Annotated in this window: 23 protein-coding genes; 14 read left to right on the top strand and 9 right to left on the bottom strand. The window is 55.4% G+C overall.

Features of this window, described 5'->3' with window-relative positions; all coding sequences use genetic code 11:
- Nucleotides 1-6 precede the first annotated feature (6 nt).
- Entirely contained in the window at nt 7-774 is a 768-nt protein-coding gene (locus tag Q0915_RS11370) for a hypothetical protein (RefSeq protein WP_299471456.1), read from the top strand.
- A 59-nt stretch (nt 775-833) separates the two neighbouring features.
- Here the strand turns inward: Q0915_RS11370 and Q0915_RS11375 are convergent, their stop codons facing one another.
- Together Q0915_RS11375 and Q0915_RS11380 are read right to left on the bottom strand one after the other, a co-directional pair.
- Nucleotides 834-1,286 carry a DNA polymerase III subunit chi gene (locus Q0915_RS11375; RefSeq protein ID WP_299471458.1) on the bottom strand — a complete coding sequence of 151 codons (453 nt, stop codon included), beginning with the start codon at nt 1,284-1,286 and terminating at the stop codon, nt 834-836.
- 448 nt (nt 1,287-1,734) lie between these two features.
- The gene (locus tag Q0915_RS11380; RefSeq protein ID WP_299471460.1) at nt 1,735-3,234 is read right to left on the bottom strand and encodes a leucyl aminopeptidase; all 1,500 of its coding nucleotides are present in this window, start codon (nt 3,232-3,234) and stop codon (nt 1,735-1,737) included.
- Between the two features lie 233 nt (nt 3,235-3,467).
- Between Q0915_RS11380 and lptF the strand changes: the two genes are divergently transcribed.
- The 7 genes from lptF (at nt 3,468) to Q0915_RS11415 (ending at nt 12,309) form a co-directional block, all read left to right on the top strand.
- Nucleotides 3,468-4,652 (top strand): LPS export ABC transporter permease LptF, encoded by a 1,185-nt coding sequence (lptF, locus tag Q0915_RS11385; RefSeq protein WP_299471462.1) that lies wholly within the window; start codon nt 3,468-3,470, stop codon nt 4,650-4,652.
- Nucleotides 4,649-5,743: an LPS export ABC transporter permease LptG gene (gene lptG, locus Q0915_RS11390; protein ID WP_299471464.1), complete on the top strand. Its 1,095-nt coding sequence runs from the start codon at nt 4,649-4,651 to the stop codon at nt 5,741-5,743. The genes lptF and lptG overlap by 4 nt, the downstream gene beginning before the upstream one ends.
- Before the next feature lie 5 nt (nt 5,744-5,748).
- Nucleotides 5,749-8,121 (top strand): LPS-assembly protein LptD, encoded by a 2,373-nt coding sequence (locus tag Q0915_RS11395; protein ID WP_299471466.1) that lies wholly within the window; start codon nt 5,749-5,751, stop codon nt 8,119-8,121.
- A gap of 204 nt (nt 8,122-8,325) precedes the next feature.
- Entirely contained in the window at nt 8,326-9,246 is a 921-nt protein-coding gene (locus Q0915_RS11400) for a peptidylprolyl isomerase (RefSeq protein WP_299471468.1), read from the top strand.
- 5 nt (nt 9,247-9,251) lie between these two features.
- A complete protein-coding gene (gene pdxA / locus Q0915_RS11405; protein ID WP_299471470.1) occupies nt 9,252-10,271 on the top strand; it encodes a 4-hydroxythreonine-4-phosphate dehydrogenase PdxA in 1,020 nt (339 codons plus the stop codon).
- Nucleotides 10,271-11,113, top strand: a complete 843-nt coding sequence (gene rsmA, locus Q0915_RS11410; protein WP_299471472.1) for a 16S rRNA (adenine(1518)-N(6)/adenine(1519)-N(6))-dimethyltransferase RsmA — start codon at nt 10,271-10,273, stop codon at nt 11,111-11,113. Before pdxA ends, rsmA begins: the two co-directional genes overlap by 1 nt.
- A gap of 272 nt (nt 11,114-11,385) precedes the next feature.
- Nucleotides 11,386-12,309, top strand: a complete 924-nt coding sequence (locus tag Q0915_RS11415; protein WP_299471474.1) for a LysR family transcriptional regulator — start codon at nt 11,386-11,388, stop codon at nt 12,307-12,309.
- An 18-nt stretch (nt 12,310-12,327) separates the two neighbouring features.
- Here Q0915_RS11415 and gmk read toward each other — a convergent pair whose 3' ends face one another.
- From gmk to fabD, 7 genes are all read right to left on the bottom strand, one after another.
- Nucleotides 12,328-13,023 (bottom strand): guanylate kinase, encoded by a 696-nt coding sequence (gene gmk, locus Q0915_RS11420; protein ID WP_299471476.1) that lies wholly within the window; start codon nt 13,021-13,023, stop codon nt 12,328-12,330.
- Nucleotides 13,024-13,028: 5 nt separating this feature from the next.
- On the bottom strand, nt 13,029-13,922 hold the full coding sequence (locus Q0915_RS11425) for a YicC/YloC family endoribonuclease (RefSeq protein ID WP_299471478.1): 894 nt from the start codon (nt 13,920-13,922) through the stop codon (nt 13,029-13,031).
- A 69-nt stretch (nt 13,923-13,991) separates the two neighbouring features.
- Nucleotides 13,992-15,122, bottom strand: coding sequence for an endolytic transglycosylase MltG (gene mltG, locus Q0915_RS11430; RefSeq protein WP_299471480.1), 1,131 nt, complete (start codon nt 15,120-15,122; stop codon nt 13,992-13,994).
- A 123-nt stretch (nt 15,123-15,245) separates the two neighbouring features.
- Entirely contained in the window at nt 15,246-16,511 is a 1,266-nt protein-coding gene (fabF, locus tag Q0915_RS11435) for a beta-ketoacyl-ACP synthase II (protein ID WP_299471482.1), read from the bottom strand.
- A gap of 83 nt (nt 16,512-16,594) precedes the next feature.
- Nucleotides 16,595-16,828, bottom strand: coding sequence for an acyl carrier protein (locus Q0915_RS11440; RefSeq protein WP_008194310.1), 234 nt, complete (start codon nt 16,826-16,828; stop codon nt 16,595-16,597).
- A 243-nt stretch (nt 16,829-17,071) separates the two neighbouring features.
- Nucleotides 17,072-17,809 carry a 3-oxoacyl-[acyl-carrier-protein] reductase gene (gene fabG / locus Q0915_RS11445; protein ID WP_299471484.1) on the bottom strand — a complete coding sequence of 246 codons (738 nt, stop codon included), beginning with the start codon at nt 17,807-17,809 and terminating at the stop codon, nt 17,072-17,074.
- 66 nt (nt 17,810-17,875) lie between these two features.
- Nucleotides 17,876-18,820: an ACP S-malonyltransferase gene (gene fabD, locus Q0915_RS11450; protein ID WP_299471486.1), complete on the bottom strand. Its 945-nt coding sequence runs from the start codon at nt 18,818-18,820 to the stop codon at nt 17,876-17,878.
- Between the two features lie 444 nt (nt 18,821-19,264).
- On the opposite strand from fabD, the gene Q0915_RS11455 reads away from it, so the two are divergent.
- From Q0915_RS11455 to Q0915_RS11480, 6 genes are all read left to right on the top strand, one after another.
- The gene (locus tag Q0915_RS11455; protein WP_299471488.1) at nt 19,265-19,753 is read left to right on the top strand and encodes a VPLPA-CTERM sorting domain-containing protein; all 489 of its coding nucleotides are present in this window, start codon (nt 19,265-19,267) and stop codon (nt 19,751-19,753) included.
- Nucleotides 19,754-20,103: 350 nt separating this feature from the next.
- A complete protein-coding gene (gene rpsF, locus Q0915_RS11460; protein WP_299471490.1) occupies nt 20,104-20,550 on the top strand; it encodes a 30S ribosomal protein S6 in 447 nt (148 codons plus the stop codon).
- 6 nt (nt 20,551-20,556) lie between these two features.
- Nucleotides 20,557-20,805: a 30S ribosomal protein S18 gene (gene rpsR, locus Q0915_RS11465; RefSeq protein ID WP_029066450.1), complete on the top strand. Its 249-nt coding sequence runs from the start codon at nt 20,557-20,559 to the stop codon at nt 20,803-20,805.
- Nucleotides 20,806-20,914: 109 nt separating this feature from the next.
- Nucleotides 20,915-21,523, top strand: coding sequence for a 50S ribosomal protein L9 (rplI, locus tag Q0915_RS11470; protein ID WP_299471495.1), 609 nt, complete (start codon nt 20,915-20,917; stop codon nt 21,521-21,523).
- A gap of 369 nt (nt 21,524-21,892) precedes the next feature.
- Complete coding sequence (locus Q0915_RS11475; RefSeq protein ID WP_299471497.1) at nt 21,893-23,377, top strand: replicative DNA helicase; 1,485 nt, start codon at nt 21,893-21,895, stop codon at nt 23,375-23,377.
- 235 nt (nt 23,378-23,612) lie between these two features.
- Complete coding sequence (locus Q0915_RS11480; protein ID WP_299471499.1) at nt 23,613-23,888, top strand: PilZ domain-containing protein; 276 nt, start codon at nt 23,613-23,615, stop codon at nt 23,886-23,888.
- Nucleotides 23,889-24,113 lie beyond the last annotated feature (225 nt).

A 24,113-nucleotide genomic window follows, 5' to 3' on the forward strand; every position in this document is an offset into this window, starting at 1 on the left:
TCCGCAATGCCGACACCTAGCCCTCGCCTCAAGGAAAAAAACCTGAATGCGCGGCTCGGGCGGCTCAATTCGCTCAAACGGAATTACAACGCCTATATCAATTCCAAGGATCCACATCTGGCTTCAGTGGTGGCGTTTGTTGGTGCGTCCATTGAATTCCAGAAGGCTTCTGAAGCCTTTGACTTGCTTTCCGAAGATCTGAAAACAGCGCGCGAAACTCTGCTTGACTCGATCGACAAGACAGGTTTGCCGGAAGATTTCGATATTTCAGGTTTGTCCACGCAAGAGATCACCGTCAGGGTGGCAGCGCAAATTGCCGACCTGGAAGCCCAAATTTCCGATCTTAAGTCTCTGGATCCCGGCAGCGTTCCGGACGATGCTGATCCGGTGAGTGATCAGATTGAAGCACTGCAAGCCAACATCGATTCCTTGAACGGAGTTGTTGAAAGTCAGACATTCGCAGATCTGCAAGATGCCGAAAGGGATATTGCGGATGCAGAAACAAATGTTGCTGAGCTCGCAGACAGCGTTTCGGACGAAGCACTGCGAGACGCGCTTGCCGGAATGATCAATGAGAATCGCGTCGATGCAATTGATGACGAAATGGTTGAGTGGGCAAGGGAGGTTCTGGACGGCAAGACCGAAGAAATCCGAAACGCGACGGAAGCCTCGGAAACACCTGATGTGCCGATTGACGATGCGGACAAGACGGCTTCGCTGCCCACGGGTGGCGAACCAACCGAGGATGATCTGCGGTTCAATCGGATTAACTGAAAAAAGCCTATTTCTCGGAGTTTAACACCAGTGGAAAGGGTATCCAGCCCAGCAACAATCTAGGCCTTCTTCTCCCAGCCTCCGGCAGAAGTCTGTTGCCAGTAGGCAATGTCGAACCCCTCCGACTTAGCCTCTTTCCAACGATTTCGCGCTTCTTCAAGCGCACTCTGATCGTTGCCGTCGAACATGTAGATTGCCCGCTTGTACCCGCTCAATTGTGGCGGATCTGCCCTGTCGACGAGAAACCGGACGTCAGCATTGTTGGGATTGTCCTTTTCCGCTGTCAGATAGATCGGCTGATGTTCGGCGAAACCATCGGTTTTCGTCCCATGCGGCAGAAAACTGTCGTCGGCAAACGTCCAGAGATGGGCATCCAAGGCATTGCAGCGCTCTTCGCTTCCTGTCTGGACAACGACTTTCCAGTCCCGCTCCAGACATTTCAGCAGAAGTTGCGGAAGAGCCGATTCAAGCGGCCTGTGCATTAGATGGTAGAACATCACTTCAACGGTCATGTTCCACTCCGTTCCGGTCATTTCTTTCAATGTGAACGAAAACGCGATGCGTCCGGTTTGGCGGGACTAAAGTGATGCTCTCATGCAACAGCATTTGCTCAATTCCATTTCACCGCGATTGCGACATAGACAGGCCACAAGACTCGTATCATTAACCCTTCGCAAATGTCGATTGACTAGGGTTTGTTCCCGGGAGAGATCCAAGGATCATTGCTGGGTGGCCGGTGTGCGGTAGTCCCGAACCGGCCAAAGAGGGGATTTTGTGAATGATTGCGCGTGTTGTTGTGTTTTTCGCATTGGTCGCTGTTGTTGCCGGTGCCACGCTCGGAATGGGAATGCTTGTTGAACCCGCGACGGCCTGCCAGACTTACAAGACTTGCTGAGCCAACCGGACAGAATTTAAAAAACCCGCCATTTGGCGGGTTTTTCTTTTTCCAATTGAATTTGTTCACCCTTCGTAGTGATCCGCCACGAGCTGATTGAGCAGCCGTACGCCATAACCTGATGCCCAACTCTGGCAGATATCGGTCTTCGGCGCTCCGAATGCCGTGCCTGCTATGTCCAGATGCGCCCAGGGCACACCGTTTGCGAAACGCTGCAGGAACTGCGCCGCAGTGACCGATCCGGCCCAACGGCCTCCGGTGTTTTTCACATCCGCATTCGGGGTATCAATCATTTTGTCGTAGCCCTTTGACAACGGCAGGCGCCAGAGCGGCTCGCCGCTCGCCTTCGCGGAGGAAAGCAGTTTTTCTGCCAGGTCGTCATCGTTTGCAAAAAGACCGGCATTGAGATTTCCGAGCGCCACGAGCACTGCCCCGGTCAGGGTCGCCAGATCGATCATGATCGAGGGCTTGTATTTTTCCTGGGTGTACCAGAGCGCATCCGCCAGCACGAGGCGTCCTTCCGCATCGGTGTTCAGGATCTCGATCGTCGTGCCGGACATTGCCGTGACAATATCGCCAGGACGCTGCGCGTTCCCGTCAGGCATGTTCTCCACCAGTCCGATAACGCCGATCACATTGGCCTTTGCCTTTCTGGCGGCAACAGCGTGCATCGCACCCACGACCGCGGCGGCACCGCCCATATCACCCTTCATGTCTTCCATACCGCCAGCCGGCTTGATCGAAATGCCGCCCGTATCGAACGTAACGCCCTTCCCGACAAATGCGACGGGAGCGTCGGCTTTCTTGCCTCCGTTCCAGCGCATTACCGCCAGGCGCGGTGGGCGTGCTGACCCTTGCGCCACTCCCAGAAGAGCAGCCATCTTGAGTTTCTTCATTTCCTTTTCGGTGAGGATGTCAATCTCAACACCGAGCTTTTCGAGCTCGGCCGCCTTTTTGGCAAATTCCACAGGTCCAAGGATATTCGCGGGTGCATTCACAAGATCACGCGCAAGGATAACGCCGTCCGCGATAGCCTCCGAGCCTGACCAGGATTTACGCGCCGCCTTCGGATCCGCGACCTTCAAGGTCAGTTTCAGATCCTTTTCGGGCTCTTCGCCTTTCTTCTTCGACTTATAAGCGTCGAAGCTGTAGGCGCGAAGCTTGGCGCCCATGGCGAATTCCGCCGCAGCCTGTGCGGAAATCTCGACACCTTCGGGAGCATCAAGCAGAACGTCCGCTGTCCCGGCTTTCGCTTTTGCCAGCGCCGCGAAAACCGTGCCGCCAAGCCCGCGCCAATCTTCATCCGTCAGATCTTCGGACTTGCCAATTCCAAAGACGATCAGCCGGTCAAGTCCGACGCCCGAAGGCGCGACCAAATCCAGGCTTGATTTCTTCTTGCCAGAAAATCCGGCGATACCGGCGGCCCGCTCCAAGCCTCCTTCCAAACCCGAAACAGCCTCTCCTGCGGTCTTGCCAAGGTCAAGGTTGTCCGAGGCCAGGAGAACGGCAACGCCCTTTTTGGGAACATCCGTCTTGGAAAAGGAGATTTTAGCGAGTTTGGTCATTCGTCGGTCCTTCAATAATCTTCCGATTGTTTCTTTGCATGAACGTGCAATTCTGTGGCGCGAAAACGGCCTGGATTTGTCCGCAAATCATGGGGTTTCAACAGCTTTTCGGCAAGAGCCGTCAAAATTAATGTATATTAACCATTCTTATTTATGCGGCGTTCACCACATTACGTGTTATTCGATGGCGGGCGTTTTTTACATTTTTTCTAGGGGACCTGGTCCGGCCAGACATGAACACGCTTGAACGGTACATAATCCGCCGGACACTTTATGCTTTCACCTTGACGATTGCAGCGATGACCGGAGTTGTGTGGGCGACGCAGGCCCTCAGACAACTGGATCTTGTAACGTCGAAGGGACAGACGATCGTTCAGTTTATCGGCATCACGATGCTGGCGCTTCCGTTCCTGATCATGATTGTCGCGCCGTTCGCGCTGATGCTTGCCCTGATCCTTGTTTTAAACGCGCTTTCCGGTGACAGCGAACTCATCGTTATCGATGCGAGCGGCGGATCAAGGTTTCTGGTTCTCAAGCCCGTCATGCTCTTCTCGGTTGCCGTCATGATGCTGATTGCGAGCTTGTCGCTTTACGTCGCTCCGACTGGGCTGGCACAGCTTAGGACGGAAATTACACGTGTGCGAGCTGACCTGGTTGCCAATATCGTGAAACCGGGCAAGTTTATCTCAGTCGAAAGCGGTCTTACCTTTCACATACGCAATCGGACCGGCAATGGCACTCTGGACGGCCTCCTGCTGCACGACACGCGCGATGCAGAAACCGCATTCACATATCAGGCCGACACCGGCCAGATCGTCGAAGCTTCGGATCGCACGCTTCTGATCATGCAAAACGGCACGATCCAGCGACGCCCCAAACAACAAGGCGATATTTCCATCGTCCGCTTTCAGTCCTATGCATTCGACCTTTCGAATCTGATCCCCGAAGCCGGAGAACCGGTATTCAAAGCCAGCGAACGCACAACCGCCAATCTTATCTCCCCAGGCCGGAATGATGCCTACGCATTGAAAAACCCGGACAAGCTGGCGAAAGAGCTGCACGAACGCTTCAGTCAGCCGCTTTATGCGATCGCGTTCGGCCTCATCGTATTTGCATTCCTCGGCAAGGCCAGAACGACCCGGCAGGGCCGCGGCGCTGCCATCGTCGGAGCGATCGCGTGCTGTGTCATCCTGCGGACCTCCGGATTCGGTGTTACAGCCATATCGGGCGTTTCGCCGATCTTGCTTGGTTTGCTTTATCTGGTTCCCGTCGCCGGATCGGGACTTGCCCTTTTCGCGATCTTCAAAGAGGAGCGCGGGCAACCACGCTGGCTGAGCAATCTGCAGCTTGCCGTGAACGAACGCATTGAAGCCATCGGCAACCGATTGAACAGCCGGCAAACCGGGGGTGCTTCATGATCCTCGGCAGAACGCTGGCAATCTATCTTTCGAACCGGTTTTTGAAGGCAATCCTGGGCCTTTTCCTGTTTGCAGCCGTTCTGATGTTCCTGTTCGACGTGCTGGAACTCGTCAGACGAGGCGGTGATCGCGAAGGCTTTTCTGTCCTGCGGGTTGCCCTGATATCGCTGCTTCGCGTGCCCCTGCTCCTCGAACAGGTCATTCCCTTCACGGTACTCTTCGGTTCCATTGCCGCCTTCGTTACGCTAAGCCGTGCTCTTGAACTTGTCGTAACCAGGGCATCAGGGATCTCGGTTTGGCAGTTTTCGTTGCCTGCAGTCGTGGTGGGCACCCTCCTCGGAATTTTCTCAATCACCGTTTACAACCCGGCAGCCGTCTGGTTTCAGCAGAAGTCGGATGAAGTCGCTACGGGCCTCTTCGGCTCCGACCAGACGTTTTTGCTGCAGAACACGAATGAAGTCTGGGTGCGGCAAGACGGGCTCGACGGCGAATCCGTGCTTCTTGCCAAGCAATTGCTGGATGGTGGAACAAGGCTTCTCGGTGTGACCGTCTTTACTTTCGGCAAGGACGGCACGTTCCGGGAACGGATCGAAGCCGATGAAGCTCGTCTGGGAGACGAAATCTGGTATCTGTCAGACGCGATCGTTTACACCACCGAGCAAGATCCACAGCCTTATGGACAATATCAGGTCAGCACATTTTTAACCGCGACGGAGGTGCGCGAGAGCATCGGATCGCCTGAATCGATCTCTTTCTGGAACCTGCCCCGCTTCATCGAATTGGCGAGAAATGCGGGTTTGCCAGCCTATAGGTACAATTTGCAGTACCAGACACTTCTGGCAAGACCGCTTCTTTTGGTCGCTATGATTTTGATTGCAGCGGCAGTTTCCCTTAAAGTATCGAGGTTTGGTGGCTTGGGAAGTATGATTCTGGGTGGAATCCTATCCGGGTTCGTGCTTTACGTTCTTACCGAGCTGGCCAAGGATTTCGGGGGGGCCGGGATCGTCCCTCCGCTGGTGGCTGCGTGGGCGCCTGGAGTGTTTGGAGTACTAATGGGGTTGACTATTCTCTTGCATCAGGAGGACGGATGAGGCCGATGTCTTTGCCGCCATTCCTGAAGACAGAGATGTGGGTTAAGCGGGGCAGTCTGCTGGCGGCGGCAAGCACGTTCGCCATAGCGGCAGCCCTTTTGCATGGTGTCACCTCCCATGCAACCGCTCAGGATCTGACCAGCGGTCTTACCGGTGAAATAGACGAAAACCAGGAACTTCTGCTCGAATCGAGTGAGATTACCTACGACTTTGACAACGACGTCATTGTCGCGACCGGCAGTGTTCAGGTCTATTACGACGGCAATACCGTACAGGCCCACAAAATCGTTTTTGACCGTAAAACAGGCCAGCTGACCGCCAGTGGCAATGTGATCTTCATTGAAACCAACGGGAACGTCGTTCGCACGCCAGAACTCACGCTTTCGGAGGACTTCGCGGACGGGTTTGCCAACGCGCTGCAGATCGACACGACCAAGCGAACACGCTTCCTCGCCGAAAAGGCACGGCGCGAAGGCAGTAACGTCACCACGATCGAAAATGGTGTCTATACGGTCTACACCAAGCCAACCAATCCGCCGGACAAGCCGCCGCTATGGCGCGTCCGCGCCGAAAAAATCATCCACAAGCAGCAGGAAAAGATTATCCGCTTCGAAAACGCTGCTTTTGAGGTCTACGGCAAGCCGATAGCTTATTTACCCTATCTTTCGATGCCTGATCCGTCCGTGAAGCGAAAGTCGGGGTTCCTGATCCCGAGCGGTATCGTGGATGACAAGCTCGGCTATGGTGTAACGGTGCCCTACTACTGGGCGCTAAGCCCGCACTACGACCTGACAACCACCTTGACGCCGCTTACAAAGCAGGGGCTCTTTGGTGACGTACAATACCGGCAAAGATTCAGAGCCGGCCAGGTGAGCTTTTCTGCCGCAGGTCTTTTCCAGGCACAGCCAAGTCAGTTTACGACATCAAGAGCCGACGAACGCTGGCGCGGTGCTGTCAATTCAACCGCTTCATTCCGCGTAAGCAAAGACTGGACCTTAGGCTGGAACATTACCTACAAGAGCGACCGGCAATTCTTCCAGGATTATTCCATGGCAAGTTTCGGTGGCGGCGATCCTTCCCAGATCTATTTTGAGGGCAGAAACGAGCGCAATCTGCTGTCGGTCAGGGCCTATGCGTTCCAGATTTCGCAGGAAGACTACGAAAACAGCGACTTCGACGCAGACGGGTTTTCCCCGATCGGGAGTTCTCTTCAAGACAAGCAGCCACTCGTACTTCCTGTCATCGACTATGATTATGTCTTTGCCGATCCCATTCTGGCAGGCGAACTCGCTCTGGCTGCGAATTTCACGTCTTTGACCCGCGACGAAACCGATGCCTTTTCAATTGACGGAGGAACGACGCCAAAGTTTCGCGGTGTAGACGGAACCTTCTCGCGCCTGTCAATGCAAGGGGACTGGCGTCGCACCTTCATCGATCCATTCGGTCAGACGTTTACGCCCTTTGCCTATATGCGGGGAGACCTCTTCTTCCTGGCATCACCCGACTCTGATGTGACCGCCCTCGCCGGTGAGAGCTTCGTCGGCCGCGCAATGCCGGCCGTCGGGCTTGAGTATCGATATCCGATCATCGCGACATTTCAGGGCGGCAACCAGGTTTTTGAGCCCATTGCCCAGGTTGTGGCCCGCCCGAATGAACAACGGATTGGTGAATTGCCGAACGATGATGCCCAAAGCATCGTGTTCGATACGACAACGCTGTTTGACTATGACAAGTTTTCGGGATTTGACCGGGCGGAAGGCGGAACGCGTCTCAACGTCGGGCTGAACTACAAGCTCCAGCTCGACAGCGGCTACTATCTGAGCGGTCTGTTCGGGCGTTCCTATCAGCTGGCAGGTGAAAACTCATACGCAGTCCCTGACATTCTTGGTGCCACCGAAGATTCGGGACTGGCGGCAGATCTGTCGGACTATGTCGGCAGCCTCTACCTGGATACCCAATATGGGGTGAAAGTCGGAGCCCAAGCGCGCTTCGATAAAGATGATTTCACCGTCAATCGCCTGCAGGCGCAAGCCAGTGCGATATACGGTCCAGTGGTTTCTTCCCTCGCCTATGCGTTTCTTGGCGAGCAACCTGATGTCGGGATCGATGATCCGCGGGAAGAAATTCTCGGAGCGGCCAGCCTTCGGCTGCAGGAAAACTGGCGCGTGTTCGGGTCCATGCGCTACGATATCGAAAACTCGAACATCGTTCAGGATGGTGTCGGCATTGGCTATGATGACGAAGGGTTTTCGCTGTCCGTTTCATTTGCAGAAGACCGCTCCCGTAATGACGGTGACACGGTTAACCGCACGCTTTATTTCCGCATCGGACTAAGAACAATCGGAAACACGCAAGTGTCGAGTGGCGCGCTGAACTGATAGAAGTTTCGGCTCTCGTTTATCCGGATGCAATCTGGTCGTTCACGACATTATGTGTACACAATGTGTCGTGAGACATTTTACTGCCATCAATTTGGGCATCATGCCGGTAATATTTTGAATTTGTGATCGCGATATGCGAGAAAGCGTACCACAAGAACATTAACTTCGGTTTGGCTTCTCGCCAGCACGGATGGTTGAACAATGCGACTGCGTTTCGTCCCGGTAATTTTGGGCCTTGTTCTGGCGTTAGCCGCGCCAGTAACGACACCTTCTCATGCGGCCATCAAGGTTACGGTCAACGACGTTCCAATCACCGACTATGATATCAGTCAGCGCGCCCGCCTTATCACGCTTACCCAGCGAAAGTCCGCGTCGATTGCAAAACGGCAAGCAGAGCAGGAGCTGATCGATGATCAGGTAAAGCTTGCAGAAGCCGAGCGAATGGGAATCGACATTGCCCAATCCCAGATCGACAACGCGTTCAACAACATTGCACGCAACGTTAAGATGTCGCCCTCACAGCTCTCTAAGGCGCTTCGCAGCGGAGGTGTGAAACCTGAGACCCTTAAAGCGAGGCTGAAGGCCCAGCTAGCCTGGAACCAGCTCCTGCAAAGGCGTTTCAGAGGCCAGATCGAAGTCGACGAATCCGACATTATTGCCGCCCTGCAAAAGAAGGACGAAGCCGAGCGGCAAAAGTCGGTCGAATATGATCTCAAGCGGATCATCGTCGTTGTTCCGAAAAACTCCTCAGGCGGCTTCAAGTCGAAACGCAAGCAGGAAAGCAACAAAATTCGCGCCGCATTCAACAGTTGCGACGAAGCTGGTAGCATTTTGGGTCAGTACAGCGAAGTTGTGGTGCAGCCCATCGGCCGCCGCCTGGAAACAGAACTTCCGGAAAATATACGCGACGAAATCAACTCGCTTTCGCCCGGCAGCCTGACCAAACCATCCACGACTCCGGTTGGCTATGAAATGATAGCGATTTGCGGCAAGCGGGAAATCGCGTCTGATATCGCGGTGCGCGCAGAGCTGGAAAACGAACTGCGCGCCAAAGAAGGCGAAAGCCAGTCTCGCAGGTATCTCATGGATGTTCGTCGCCGCGCGACAATCATCCACCGCTGATCGGAATGGACGCCAACAAAACGCCGGTTGCTGTCAGCATGGGAGAGCCTGCCGGGATCGGCCCGGAGCTGGCGTTACTCGCCTGGACCAACAGGAAATCTCTCAGGCTGCCACCGTTCTACATACGGGCTGACAAGTCGCTTTTGCAAGAGCGTGCAAACACGATTGGTCGGAAGATACCGCTCGAGGCCTGCGCGCCGGAAGATGCGTATTCCCTATTCCGAAAAGCACTGCCCGTGGTCCAGACAGGATCGCAGCTCTCTGACAAACCCGCGATCGAACAGGAAGAAACCGCTGCCACTGTCGTCGCCTCCATCGAGCACTGTGTAGAGGACGTCAGGGACGGAAGAGCGTCTAGTCTTGTGACGAGCCCGATCAACAAGGCAGCGCTCTATAAAACCGGCTTCTCGTTTCCAGGTCACACAGAATTCCTGGGCGCGCTTGCGGCTCAACATTGGCCAGGCGAGCCGGCAAATCCGATCATGATGATTGCCGGCCCGGAGTTGATGGTCATCCCTGCCACAATTCATATCCCGCTCAAAGATGTGCCGAGCAGCCTGAGCGAGGACCTTATCGTTGAGACAGCGCAAGTCGCTGCAAGGGACCTCAAGACACGCTTCGGATACACGCAGCCAAGGATTGCCATTTGTGGGCTGAACCCGCATGCAGGTGAAAATGCCTCGATGGGGAGCGAAGACAGGGACATTATCGCGCCGGCGGTCAAGAAACTGAACTCCATGGGAATTGCCGCAACCGGCCCCCACCCAGCCGATACGCTGTTCCATGCGGCCGCCCGTCAGACCTATGATTGCGCTATCGGCATGTATCACGACCAGGTGCTCGTGCCTGCCAAAACAATCGGGTTCGATGACAGTGTCAATGTCACACTCGGGCTTCCGTTTATCAGAACATCGCCCGATCACGGAACTGCCTATAATCTCGCAGGAACCGGAACGGCGCGGATCGACAGTTTCACTGCGTCTTTGCGCCTGGCGCATGCGCTCGCAAATCCAGACACGCTCTAATGGCCCAGATTGACGACCTCCCTCCGCTCCGGGATGTCATTTCCACTTATGGACTGAACGCGAAAAAGTCGCTCGGCCAGAATTTTCTGCTGGATTTGAACCTGACCTCCCGGATTGCCCGCTCAGCCGGAGACCTCAGTGATTGCACTGTGCTGGAAATCGGCCCAGGCCCAGGGGGCCTGACCCGCGCCCTGCTCGCTGCCGGTGCAAAGCGGGTTGTTGCGATCGAAAAGGACAGTCGCTGTCTCCCGGCGCTTGCTGAGATTTCAGACCATTATCCAGGACGGCTGGAGGTGATTGAGGGCGATGCCCTGCAACTGGACCCAGTGGTTCTTACCGGCGGCGACAAGGTCAGGATTGCGGCGAACCTGCCCTATAATGTTGGGACCCAATTGCTCGTCAACTGGATAACCACGCCGGCCTGGCCACCATTCTGGTCCTCACTGACGCTCATGTTTCAAAAGGAAGTCGGGGAGCGGATCGCAGCTCAGCCCGGTTCGAAAGCTTACGGACGCCTTGGCGTGCTTGCGGGCTGGCGCTGCAAGGGCGGTATCTTGTTTGACATCAGCCCCAAGGCTTTTACTCCGCCCCCCAAAGTTACATCTGCCGTTGTTCACCTGATCCCTAACGACAATCCCCTTCCCTGTGCTCTTGTCTCACTGGAGAAAGTGACGGCTGCTGCATTCGGCCAACGACGCAAAATGCTTCGCGCAAGCCTGAAGTCCCTTTCCGGCGATGCTGAGAACCTGATCCGGCAAGCCGGTTTAGAGCCGACGTCGCGCGCGGAAGAAATAGATATTGGCGGGTTCGCCGCGCTCGCGAATGTTTTCAAAGGTGTTTAGCTTCTCGGCTGTGGCCGGCTGCCCCGCAGAGGACTGAAATTTCTCTTGAATTTTTCGTCCCTCGTCCGGCACAAGATCCCGGCGCAGCCAATTCGGCCAATGCTCCTCGTCCCTAGAGAGATAGAGCGCCGCGGGCGCCATGTGTTGGCGACATCTGAAAAAGCGTTTGATCCAACTGCGCAACAACGTGATCTCCCCTGTGTTTACCAAGGGGAAAATGACAGTTCATATTCAATATGTAACTGAATGATCATGCATGATATCATTCAAAAATGAATAGCTTCGATTGGAACGCAATACGCGCGTTTTTGTGTGTTGTCGAAAACGGAAGTCTGAGTGGGGCTGCCAGGGAACTCAACGTCTCTCAACCGACATTGGGCAGGCAAATAACCCGACTTGAAGATCAACTCGAACTACGATTGTTTGACCGGCGGCAAACCGGCTTCGAACTCACCGACCAAGGAACACGCCTCGTTGCAGAGGCTCAGTCCTTGGCCCGCAGCGCGTCGAACTTCGCCCGTGCTGCCGATCTTGAGAAAGCAACCGCACCTCTTCACGTTTGCAAGATCACGCTGGGAGAATGGGGGCTGCACTTCCTGTCCGGTAAAACCGAAGAGATCCTGTCGGACCTCAAGGGCGTCCGGGTCGAGCTCTATGCTGACGATGCGTTCTGGGACCTCAGCAGGAATGCTGCAGATATCGCGATCGGCAACCGCGAGCCCAGACACTCGCACCTGATCGCACAGAAACTGGGTGACAGGAATTTCTTTGTCTACGCCTCCGAACGGTACCTTCGCTTACACCCTGAAGCGCACGACCCCAACACCTGGACGGCTCAATCCTGGGCAGGATATTGCGGCTCACGGGCACGTCTGAAGTCTGCGCAGGTTCTCAACAACCTACTGAACGGAAACGACTGCCGGTTTTCGGTGAACAGTTCCGTTGCCTTGTTGAACCTGCTGACGTCAGGCCAGGCGATGGGCGTGTTGCCTGACTGGATCGGAGAGCATGAAGGTCTGGTTCGCCTCTCAAAAGAGCCGCTGGCCCAAAATACGTCCTGGCTGAGCTTTCACGAGCGGTTGAGAATTCACCCGCAACTATCCGAAGTGAAACGCAGAATTATCAAGGTTTTCAAGGATCGCTATAAACTGACCGATCTGGATTTACAGGCACATCTGAATGGAGAACGCCTCTAGACCGCTTTTTTTCCATGGTCAGTCTGAGTTGCCCAACTCGTTTTCCAGATCGTCAACCATGCCCTGGATAAGCGGACCGATTTTCGGAGACCGGAACTGCTTCAAGCGCTCGGCTTTCAGTATCGCTCGAACATTCTCATAGGCGCGCTCAAGGTCATCGTTGACGACAACGTAGTCGTATTCTGACCAATGCCGCATTTCGCCCACCGCCGTTTTCATACGCTTGGCAATGATTTCATCTGCGTCTTCTGCCCGCCGGAACAGGCGCGATTTCATTTCAGCGATAGAAGGCGGCAAAATGAAAATCGAGACCACGTCGGAACGCATCTTTTCGTAAAGCTGGAACGTGCCCTGGATGTCGATATCGAAAAGTATGTCGCGACCATTTTCGATAGCATTCTCTACCGGCCCTCTGGGCGTTGCGTAATAGTTTCCGTGAACCTCCGCCCATTCCAGAAGTTCGTCGTGCTTATGCATCTGCTCGAAACGTTTCGGATCCAGAAATTTGTAGTGAACCCCGTCGACTTCGCTGGAACGCCGTGGCCGCGTCGTGACCGAAATGGAAAGCTCGAGATTGTCTTCCTTGTCCAACAACAGACGGGCGATGGTCGATTTTCCGGCCCCTGAGGGAGACGACAACACCAGCATCAAACCCCGGCGCTGCTGATCGGCCTGATCTGCGCTGACAGTTGTTCCGGCTGGTGCATCGGACATCGGATTCACTCCAGGTTCTGTATCTGCTCACGCATTTGATCAATAACAGCTTTCAAGTCCAGTCCAATTGCGGTCAGTTCCACGTCATTGGACTTTGAACACAGGGTATTGGCTTCCCTGTTGAACTCCTGCGCCAGGAAGTCGAGCCGGCGTCCGATCGCACCGCCGCTGTTCATCAGGTCCCGCACGGCCGCGACATGTGCATGCAAGCGATCCAGCTCTTCGCGGATGTCGGCTTTTGTCGCCAGGAATACAGCTTCCTGATGCAATCGTTGCGGATCAAGTTGTCCATCAGAAACATCCAGCAGATCGCTGACCTGCTTTTTCAACCGCGCCTTTATTGCCTCGGGCATACGGGCCGGAAGATGCTCCGCGGCCTCAGTCAAAGCAGCGATCCTGTCAATCTGCCCGGTGACGACGTCACTTATGGCCTGCCCCTCCGTATGCCGCATGTCGATCAGGTCGATAAGTGCGGCGTCCAGCGTTGTGAGCAATGCGGCATGGAGCGCGGCCTGGAATTCTTCGTCGTCGTCGGGTTCCTTCAGTTCGAAGACACCCTTTTGCGACAAGATGCCATCCAGCGAGGGCGGCGTCAGGTCCGGAACCCTTTGCTTCAGAAGCTCGATGGTGGACAGGACGGCGTCCAGGGCAGATTCGTTCACCTGAAGCTGCTGTTCGGACTGGTCTCTTTGCATTGCAAGACCGATGGACACATTTCCGCGTCTTAGAACTTTCCCGCAACGTTCTCTGATCTGAGGTTCGAGCGTTTCTAGTCCTGTTGGAATACGGATGCGCAGGTCGAGCGACTTTCCGTTGACAGACCTCAATTCCCAGGTCCATCGGACCGGCCCGCTCTCACCGAGGGACCGCGCAAACCCTGTCATGCTGGCAAGTGCCATGTGCCCCTCCGGAAGTTCACCGGGCCGTGCCTCTATCAGGTCTATCGGCTTCGTCGTGATTGACGCCGGTCAATTGGATGTCGCCGGTTGCGTTTCCTGCGGCTCTTCGGCCTGCCGCCGCTGGCGCTCGATCTGACGCCACTTGCGAACATTTTCCTGATGCTGCTCGTAGGTCTCGGCAAATACGTGACCACCTGTTCCGTCCGCGACAAAGAAAAGATCCTGTGTTCGCGACGGATTGGCAACGGCCTCCATTGCTGCGCGGCCGGGATTGCCGATGGGTCCGGGAGGCAGTCCATCTATCTGATAGGTGTTGTATTTGTTTTCAGCATTTATCTCGGATTGCTTGATGCCGGAGCGGTCCTTCAGCCAGGCTTCACCGCCATACAGACCATAGAGAATGGTCGGATCCGACTGTAGGCGCATGTTCTTGTTCAACCGATTGACAAAAACACCCGCAACGCGAGGCCGTTCATCGGCGAGCGCTGTTTCCTTTTCAACGATAGATGCCAAAACGACCAGTTCTTCCGGCGTCGCCACCGGAAGACCGTCCGTACGTCGTTCCCAGATTTCAGCCAGCAGGCGTCCCTGCGCTTTTTTCATCTGCTCAAGAACATCCTGGCGATTTGTGCCACGTGCAAAAGTGTATGTCTGCGGCAGCAGGTCGCCTTCTTCCGGCACTTCCGTGATCTCACCGACAAGAATCGGATGTTCGCGCACGCGGGCAATGATCTGCGCCGTGGTCCACCCTTCCGGAATGGTTACGGAATGCGTGACCGCGTTGCCTTCAACGAGGTCTTTCATGATCTCATGCATGGATACGCCCGGCGCGAAGGCATATTCGCCTGCTTTGAGATCCGTTGCGTTCTTGTAGAACCGGATCCCCAGATTGAAGACCCATTCATCGAACAAGCTGTCGTTGATAACGCCTCTACCGGCGAGCCGGTTGGTTATTCCCGAAAGCCCCGAGCCGGAAGCGATCACAACGGTCGCATCTTCGGTCAACGGACCCGGCTCCTCGAACTTCTGCTTTCCGAAATAAAGCGCACTGCCGACAGCTGCCAGTCCGAATACCGCAAGCGTGATTATCAAGTTGCTCAATATCACAAGGGGATTGCGCACATGCCTGGAGCGCTGCGGCGGTGCCGGCGCCGGTTCAGGTTGCAGAGCCTCACGCGGGCTTTTCGGCTTTATGCGCATATCGGGTCACACCTCCAAGATTGAGCCCGGAAACTTGACTTGGGCTCAAGCGGACCAGTTTTCAAAATCAATTTCTCAAGCCGGGTGTCAAGAATCAGACCGGCCTGAGAGAATTTGAAAGGGTTATGCGGCAACTTTACGGAAAACGAGAGACGCATTTGTTCCGCCGAAGCCAAATGAGTTCGACAAGGCCACATTCACGTCCAGTGTTTTCGGTGTGTGCGGAACCAGGTCGATCTCAGTCTCAACGGACGGATTGTCCAGATTGATTGTGGGAGGCGCCATGCCGTCCCGAATGGCAAGAACCGAGAAGATCGCCTCGACTGCTCCCGCAGCCCCCAACAGATGGCCGATCGAGGACTTAGTCGAGGACATGGTCAGGTTCGCGGCGTGGTCTCCGGCAAGCCTTGCCACGGCGCCGAGTTCAATTTCGTCACCGAGCGGTGTCGAAGTTCCATGCGCGTTGACGTAGTCGATCTCGGCAGGGGTGATATTTGCACGCTTCAGAGCCGCTTCCATGCATCTGTAAGCGCCGTCGCCATCCGACGACGGTGCCGTTATGTGGTGAGCATCTCCGGAAAGCCCATATCCGATGACTTCCGCATAGATCCTGGCACCGCGCTGCACGGCGTGCTCGTACTCTTCCAGCACCACGACACCTGCGCCCTCGCCCATGACAAAGCCATCCCGGGCAACGTCATAGGGGCGCGACCCTTTTTCGGGCGCATCGTTGAAACCGGTCGACAAGGCACGGCAAGCAGCAAAACCGGCGATGGCGAGACGACAAACCGGAGATTCGGCACCGCCAGCAACCATGACATCGGCGTCGCCGAAGGCAATCAGACGGGACGCGTCTCCAATTGCGTGCGCACCAGTCGAGCATGCGGTCACGACCGCATGGTTCGGACCCTTGAGGCCGTGACGAATGGAAACGTATCCACCGGCCAGATTGATCAGCCGGCCCGGGATGAAGAACGGGCTGATGCGCCTCGGACCTTTCTCGGCAAGAAGATGTGCCCCCTGCTCGATGCCCTGAAGACCGCCAATACCGGAACCGATCAAAACACCGGAGCGCGCCTGCTGTTCGTAAGTTTCGGCCTTGAAGCCGGAATCAGCCATTGCCTGATCGGCAGCAGCCATGGCGTAGACGATGAAGTCGTCGACCTTGCGCTGTTCCTTGACGTCCATCCAGTCATCCGGATTGAACGCTCCTTCCTCGTCCGCGTCGCGCGGTATCTGGCAGGCAATCTGGCATGCCAGATCGTCAACCTTGAAGTTCGCGACCTTGTTGGCCCCGCTCTTGCCCTCGAGGATCCTCTTCCAAGTGACATCGACGTTACCGCCCAGCGGCGACACCATGCCCAACCCAGTTACGACAACTCGCCTCATACACCTGCACTTACGTTTGAAGGGCCAGGCGGGGCATTCCCCGCCGGCCCGGTCTTTTGTCAGAATTCAAGAAGGGATGACCCTTACTTGTTTGCTTCCAGAAACTTCACGGCATCGCCAACGGTGAGAATGGTCTCTGCTGCAGTGTCTGGAATTTCAACGCCGAATTCTTCTTCAAATGCCATGACCAACTCAACGGTGTCGAGGCTGTCAGCGCCCAGATCGTCGATGAAGCTTGCGCCTTCCACAACCTTCTCCGCATCGACACCGAGGTGCTCGACAACGATTTTTTTCACCCGATCCGCGATATCGCTCATCTTTTACTTCCTTATTTTTCGTCTATTCATCTATCGCGAAACTGCCCCTGCCCGATCTCAAAGCGGCGGTGCCAACTCGCGGTGTTGAAGATGTCGGCGCGTCGCTGTACCGGAACACCAGTCTTTGCGACGCAATTCGTTACAATCGGCGGGTTGGTAACACACTTTGTTGACCATTACCAGCCAGTCCCGACCGCTTGCAAACGGCCCGGATTTTTTTTGCCTACTCGGCAAAATTTCCTTTTAAATCATGGCCATGCCGCCATTGACGTGCAACGTTTGACCCGTGATGTAAGCGGCCTCGTTGCTCGCAAGATAGAGCGCGGCAGAAGCAATCTCCCCGGACGTGCCCAAACGGCCAGCCGGAACGCTCGCCAAAATTGATTCTTTTTGCTTTTCGTTGAGCGCATCGGTCATGGCCGTTTCGATGAAGCCGGGAGCGATCGTGTTGACAGTGATGTTCCGGCTGGCCACTTCGCGCGCGAGCGACTTGTACATACCGATCATACCGGCTTTGGCTGCGGCATAGTTGACCTGGCCGGGATTGCCGGTCACGCCAACGACAGATGTGATGCCGACGATGCGTCCCGAGCGGCGCTTCATCATGCCTTTGATTGCAGCGCGGCAAAGGCGAAACCCCGAACTCAGGTTGACTTCAAGGACCTGATCCCATTCTTCGTCTTTCATGCGCATGAATATATTGTCACGCGTGATGCCGGCGTTGTTCACGAGAATGTCGACGGAGCCCATTTTTTCTTCGGCCGCCGGCAAAAGAGCATCCACGGCCGCGCGATCAGACAGGTTCGCAGGCGTTGCAAAGGCACGCTCACCGAGGTCTGCGGCAAGGGCCTCCAATTTTTCCGCACGTGTTCCAGAAAGGGAAACGGTGGCTCCCTGTGCATGCAGTGCGCGGGCGATCGCTTCGCCGATTCCGCCTGTCGCACCGGTGACGAGCGCGTTTTTCCCATCCAAGCTGAACATTTGGGGTCCTTCCCTGATCAATTTCTACCCGAGAACGGGTTTGTTTTTTACCTGGTCGTCCGGGTTTCAGCCGCCAATCTTGTCCAAAAGGGCGTCAATGTCTTCCGGAGTGTTCACGGCAAGCCCTGTCGCTTCCTTATGGATACGCCTGACCATTCCTGTGAGGACCTTGCCTGTTCCAACCTCTACAAAGGTCTCGATACCATTGCCAGCGAGCCAGCTGATGCTTTCGCGCCAACGAACCGTCCCGGTAACCTGTTCGACAAGTTTGGACCGGATCTCCGCCGGATCCGTAATTGGCGCGGCCAGCACATTGGCAACAAGCGGCACCACAGGCGATCTGATATCCGCGCTCGCCAGCGCTTCGGACATGGCATCGGCGGCAGGTGCCATCAATGCACAGTGGAATGGTGCACTGACCGGCAGCATCACGGCGCGCCGTGCGCCTTTTGCCTTGGCAATCTCAACCGCGCGTTCGACAGCGGCAAGGTGTCCCGATACAACGACCTGCCCAGGCGCGTTGTCATTGGCTGCCTGGCACACCTCTCCTTGCGCGGCTTCCTGTGCAACTTCGGCTACCACATCAAAATCCAGCCCCAGAAGGGCCGCCATCGCGCCGGCGCCCACCGGAACGGCGTTCTGCATGGCATCACCGCGCACACGCAACAGCCGGGCGGTTGTCGCGATATCCAGGCTGCCGGCGGCGGCAAGCGCAGAATATTCTCCCAGAGAGTGCCCAGCCACATAGGCAGCGGCCGAATTCAACGCGAGCCCCTTGGCTTCGAGCACACGCATTGTGGCAAGGCTGACGGCCATTAACGCGGGCTGCGCATTCGCTGTCAGGGTCAAGACCTCTTCGGGTCCGTCCCACATCACTTCAGAGAGTTTTTGTCCGAGCGCTTCGTCTACTTCCTCAAATACGGCTTTTGCTTCCGGAAAGGCATCGGCAAGACCTTTGCCCATTCCGACGGACTGGCTGCCTTGGCCGGGAAATGTGAATGCTATGGTCATTTGGGAACGCCTCCTTGAAACGTGCGCAGGGCCGGCTTCTACAAAAGAAGCAAACTGTCGGCTTTTGGAAGAAAGCGAAGTGTCGGCCCGGCAGCGCCAACTACGAACTTGGCGCGAGCCTATGATACGCTCTTGCCTGCGCTGTCAAGGCCCATAAGCCACTCTCATCCTGGAATCGAGCTCTTTTTGCCATAAATTCCGCCTTAAAAGCATATTGGAAATCAGCAGAAGACCCATTTTGCCCGACCAGCCGATTTTGTTTCCAGATGAGCTCTGTCGCGTTCTGCCGCGACCAAGTCTTTCAACCCTGGGTTTTTCTCATTGACACCCTACTCGCGGAAAAATAGCTTCTAGCAAAAATTGACAGTGTAATTTGGGGCAGGCTTTATGACGCACTTCATTTGCAGAATTCTATCCATAGCTGTTTTCGCGATTTTTGCAGTCGTGGCATCACACTCAGCGCATGCGGTCACGTATGATTTCAATTTCACCTTTATCAACAAGGATATACATGGTGGCGGTACGGTGACCGGCCTCGTTCGCGGATTGACCGAGGGCAGGTCGAGCGCAACCAGCGTGGAAGTTCTCACCAACAGCGACAATTTCGGAATTAACAGCTATTCACTTCCCTTTATCAGCAATTGGGACGTCGAAAACGGAGAAATCACGTTTGTCGATTTTGTCTCCCGGAGTGACAACGTCACCGACCTCGTTGGTGGATGCTGCATTCTGCATTTCTTCTTCTTTCCTGACGGTGGAGATGCGGAAGGTATTCTGAGAGACCCGAGCGTTTTCTCCGGCTCCACTTCTGGCGATTTCGGTCTCAAATTCACTCCCGTCCCACTCACACCGGTCCCAATTCCTGCCAGCGGATTGCTTTTGATGGCAGCAATTGCGGGCGTAGCGGGGCATCGGCGCTGGAAGCAGGCGTAGCGCTAAACACGCATCACTGTGGGTTGGAACCCGCCCTACGCTCCGGCGATCAGGGCTTCAACCTCAAGGAGTGCGCCCGTGTCCTCAGCAGTGATGAGGACAATTACCGGCGATATTTTGCTTCCGGAGGTTATCCACCGCGCTTTCGACTTGCATTTCCCCCAAAACGGAGTATAGAGCGCGCTTCATCCGGGATTTGGCCGGGGGCTGAAAGGAAGGGCGTTTGCCAGGATCTTTGAAAGATCCGACTTCCCGTGTTCCCGCTCTCGTTAGAACTCTCGTGCCTTTCCGGGGCTACGAGGAGGCTCCGCGCCGATCCCGCGTTGTCAACACGAAGAAAGGCTATCTTTATGCCTCTTTACGAGCACGTATTCCTGGCACGCCAGGACGTTTCGGCCCAGCAGGTCGAACAGCTTGTCGAACAGTACAAGGGCCTCATTGAAGGCGCCGGCGGTACGATCGGCAAAGTTGAAAATTGGGGTCTTCGGTCTCTTGCCTACCGTATCAAGAAGAACCGCAAGGCTCATTACACTCTGATGAACATTACCGCACCTCACGCTGCCGTTGCCGAAATGGAACGTCAGATGGGTCTGAGCGAAGATGTTCTGCGCTACATGACCTTCCGCGTCGGCGAGCTGGATGAAGAACCGTCCGCGATGATGCAGAAGCGTGACCGCGATGACCGCCGTGGCGGTGGACGTGGTGACCGCGGCGACAGAGGTGATCGCGGTGACAGAGGTGATCGCGGTGATCGCTCTGGCGGAAGCCGTCCCCCGCGCCGTGGTGAAGAGGAGTAAGAGACAATGGTTGATATTGCACAGCTTCCGAGCCGCCGCCCGTTCTTCCGTCGCCGGAAAACCTGCCCGTTCTCGGGGTCCAACGCTCCGAAGATCGACTACAAGGACATCCGTCTGCTACAGAGATACATCTCCGAGCGTGGCAAGATCGTTCCGAGCCGCATCACCGCAGTTTCCGCCAAGAAACAGCGTGAACTGGCACGCGCCATCAAGCGCGCCCGCCTGCTCGGCCTTCTGCCGTTCGTCATCAGCTAAGGCTTCCGTTTGGGAGCTGTCGTCTCCCGGGTTTGCCCGGGAGATCCGTATTGGGACCGCGGACAAACGGTCTCTAACCACCGGACAGGTGGGACAGTAGGAGACACAAATGCAAGTTATTCTTCTTGAACGCATCGCCAAACTCGGCCAGATGGGCGACACCGTCCGTGTTCGCGACGGCTATGCCCGCAATTACCTTTTGCCGCAAGGCAAGGCGCTTCGCGCCAACAAGGGCAACCTTGAGCGTTTTGAGCAACAGCGTGCTCAGCTGGAAGCCAGGAACCTGGAACGCAAGAGTGAAGCGGAAGCTGTCGCCTCCAAACTCGACGGCGAAGCTTTGGTCATGATCCGGTCCGCGGGCGAAACAGGACAGCTTTATGGTTCGGTATCCACCCGTGATATCGCAGAAGGACTGACGGAAGCCGGGTTTACTGTTTCCCGTGGGCAGGTGGAACTGCGCGCTCCGATCAAGACCATCGGAATGCACACGGTTCTGATCCGCCTGCACCCGGAAGTCGAAGTCAGTGTCATGGTCAATGTCGCTCGCTCCGAAGACGAAGCAGCGCGCCAGGCAGCCGGCGAGGACTTGACCACGCCGGAACAGGACGTCTTCGAGTTTGAAGAAGACGAAGAAGCAGAAGACGCGGAAGGAACCGAGGACGGTTCCGACGCCGAGGCGGAAGCAGAAGCTGAAGCTCCGGTCGAAGAAGACGTCTGATCCGCTGGAACAGCTTTCCGGCGACAATATGAACGGCGCTGCTTTCAGCGCCGTTTTTTTTGTTTTGCCAGCAATTCTTTTAACGGCACGGCCAACTACCCTAATCCAGCAATTCCAAAGTCCATGGCAACCTTTTGAATCAACTGCCCAAATTGTTAACCGGCAATTTACTTTCAAAAAAAGCCAATTGATTTCAATGAGTAAGAGCTATCACCTTGAGTCTTCAAACAGGTTTTGAGTCAAGCGGGATTCGAGTCTATCCCCGCTGATCTGCACCTGACAGTGGGAAACAATCTGAAGCCTTTTTGAGCCTTGAGACCGTCCCCGACAGAGGGTATGCCGGATGGACTTGGGTCATCGGGGGACGAAATGAAGGGCACATTACAGAAAGTCGAAACGGAAGAAGACATCCAACGTCTCGCACCGCATAACGCGGAGGCTGAAAGACAGTTGCTGGGTGCGATCCTCGTAAACAATGAAACGTTCTACCGGGTTTCCGACTTTCTCGAGCCGCACCACTTTTTTGTGCCCTCCCACCACGACATCTATGAAAAGGTCAGCCACCTCATCCGGGCCGGTAAAACCGCCTCACCCATCACGCTGAAAACCTTCTATCCCGCGGACGCAAAAATTGCGGACCTGTCCGCAACCCAGTTTCTCCTGCGCCTTGCCGGCGATGCAGCGTCCATCATCAATGCTGAGGACTATGGCCGTACCATCTACGACCTTGCCATCCGCCGGAACCTGATCCGGATCGGGGAGGACATGGTCAACATCGCGTTCGACGCTCCCATCGACGTCCCTCCCGGCCAGCAGATCGATGATGCGGAGCGCAGGCTGTTCGAGCTTGCCGAAACCGGTCGCAGTGAAGGTGGTTTCGTTTCATTCGGCGATGCGTTGACAGAAACCATAGAAATGGCGCATGCCGCCTACAACCGTGAAGGTGCATTGTCCGGAACCTCGACGGGACTGCGGGAACTCGACAAGCTTATGGGTGGCCTCCAGCAGTCCGACCTGATTGTTCTTGCCGGACGTCCGGCAATGGGCAAGACCTCTCTGGCGACAAACATCGCCTATAACATCGCGCAGGCTTACAAATCAGAAGAACAACCTGACGGCGCGCTTAAAACGATCAATGGCGGTGTCGTCGGGTTCTTCTCACTCGAGATGTCCGCAGAGCAGCTGGCAACACGTATCATTTCCGAGCAAGCGGAGATTTCCTCATCCAAAATCCGGCGCGGCGACATAACAGAAGCGGAATTTGAGAAACTCGCGGCATGTGCTCAGACAATGCAATCCGTTCCATTGCATGTGGACCAGACGGGCGGCATTTCGATCGCTTCGCTGGTCTCGAAGGCACGTCGGTTGAAGCGGCAGCGCGGCCTTGATCTGCTGGTTGTTGACTACATCCAGCTGCTCTCCGGCTCCGCCAAGAATTCGGGCAACAGGGTTCAGGAAATTACAGAGATCACAACAGGCCTGAAGGCTTTGGCAAAGGAACTGAACGTTCCGATAATTGCGTTGTCCCAGCTCTCGCGCCAGGTCGAGTCGCGTGATGACAAACGGCCGATGATGTCGGACCTGCGCGAGTCTGGCTCAATCGAGCAGGACGCCGATGTGATTCTGTTCGTTTACCGTGAAGAATACTATCTGTCCAAGACCGAACCGGAAGTCGGCTCTCCGGAATATGCGGCCTGGGAAGCCAAGCACGATGCCGCTCGAGGCAAGGCTGAAGTGATCATCGCAAAACAGAGACACGGCCCGACAGGCACGGCGAATCTGCACTTCCAGGGTGAATTCACCCGCTTCTCCGATCTTGCCGAAGACGATCACCTTCCTGAGCGTTACGAATGAAGCCTGCTCGACCTTGAATCCGCTGACTTGAGCGTGCAGGCCCGCAAGATTTTCAACGAAAAGTCGAAAATTTAAAATACTTCAATCAAAACGGGTTTCTGCACGGTCTATTTGGAAAACTTGTATCAATTTAGACTTGTCCAAATTGACAATTTTAAATCATCTTTAAGCCTCATTGTTTACCCTGGGTAATCAAACTTGAAGAGTTTCGAATGTTTTTTGGAAATGGGTCAACGTGAATTCATCGGTGCAAAAATTGAGGGAGGAAGCCAGAATCTTCCCCAGGAAGCGCTGCAAGTGGCCTGGTATTTTGAAACTCGACAAGGAGCACCAGCCTTGTGTTGTTGAAGATATCAGCGCAGGTGGCTGTCGAATTGCCACCAAAACAAAGGGCCTGAAGCCAAAGGCAAAGATTGTTCTGGAAGTGGAAAGCAGAAAACTTCGCTTTCACGGAGAGATTCGCTGGGTACGCACAGACGAATTGGGAATTGAGTTTCTCTATCAGGACTAGGCTTTTTCAATCTCGCGACTTCAGTCAAAAGAGCGCTGACCCTCAAAACCGCATTTGAGCTCCCAAACGCCGCATTTCTTTTCCATTTTTGAAACAGAACAGGTCCAATGCGATGGGCCAGAGCGGTTCCAGCTTAGCTGGAATCATTTGATGGCGTAGATTTGTTCCTTCTGCCAGGCGCGTCGCGCAGCGCGATACGGTGTATCGGGCAAACGGCGCTACGCA

Origin of the sequence: uncultured Roseibium sp. (assembly GCF_947494555.1) — a bacterium.
Classification (GTDB): Bacteria; Pseudomonadota; Alphaproteobacteria; order Rhizobiales; family Stappiaceae; genus Roseibium.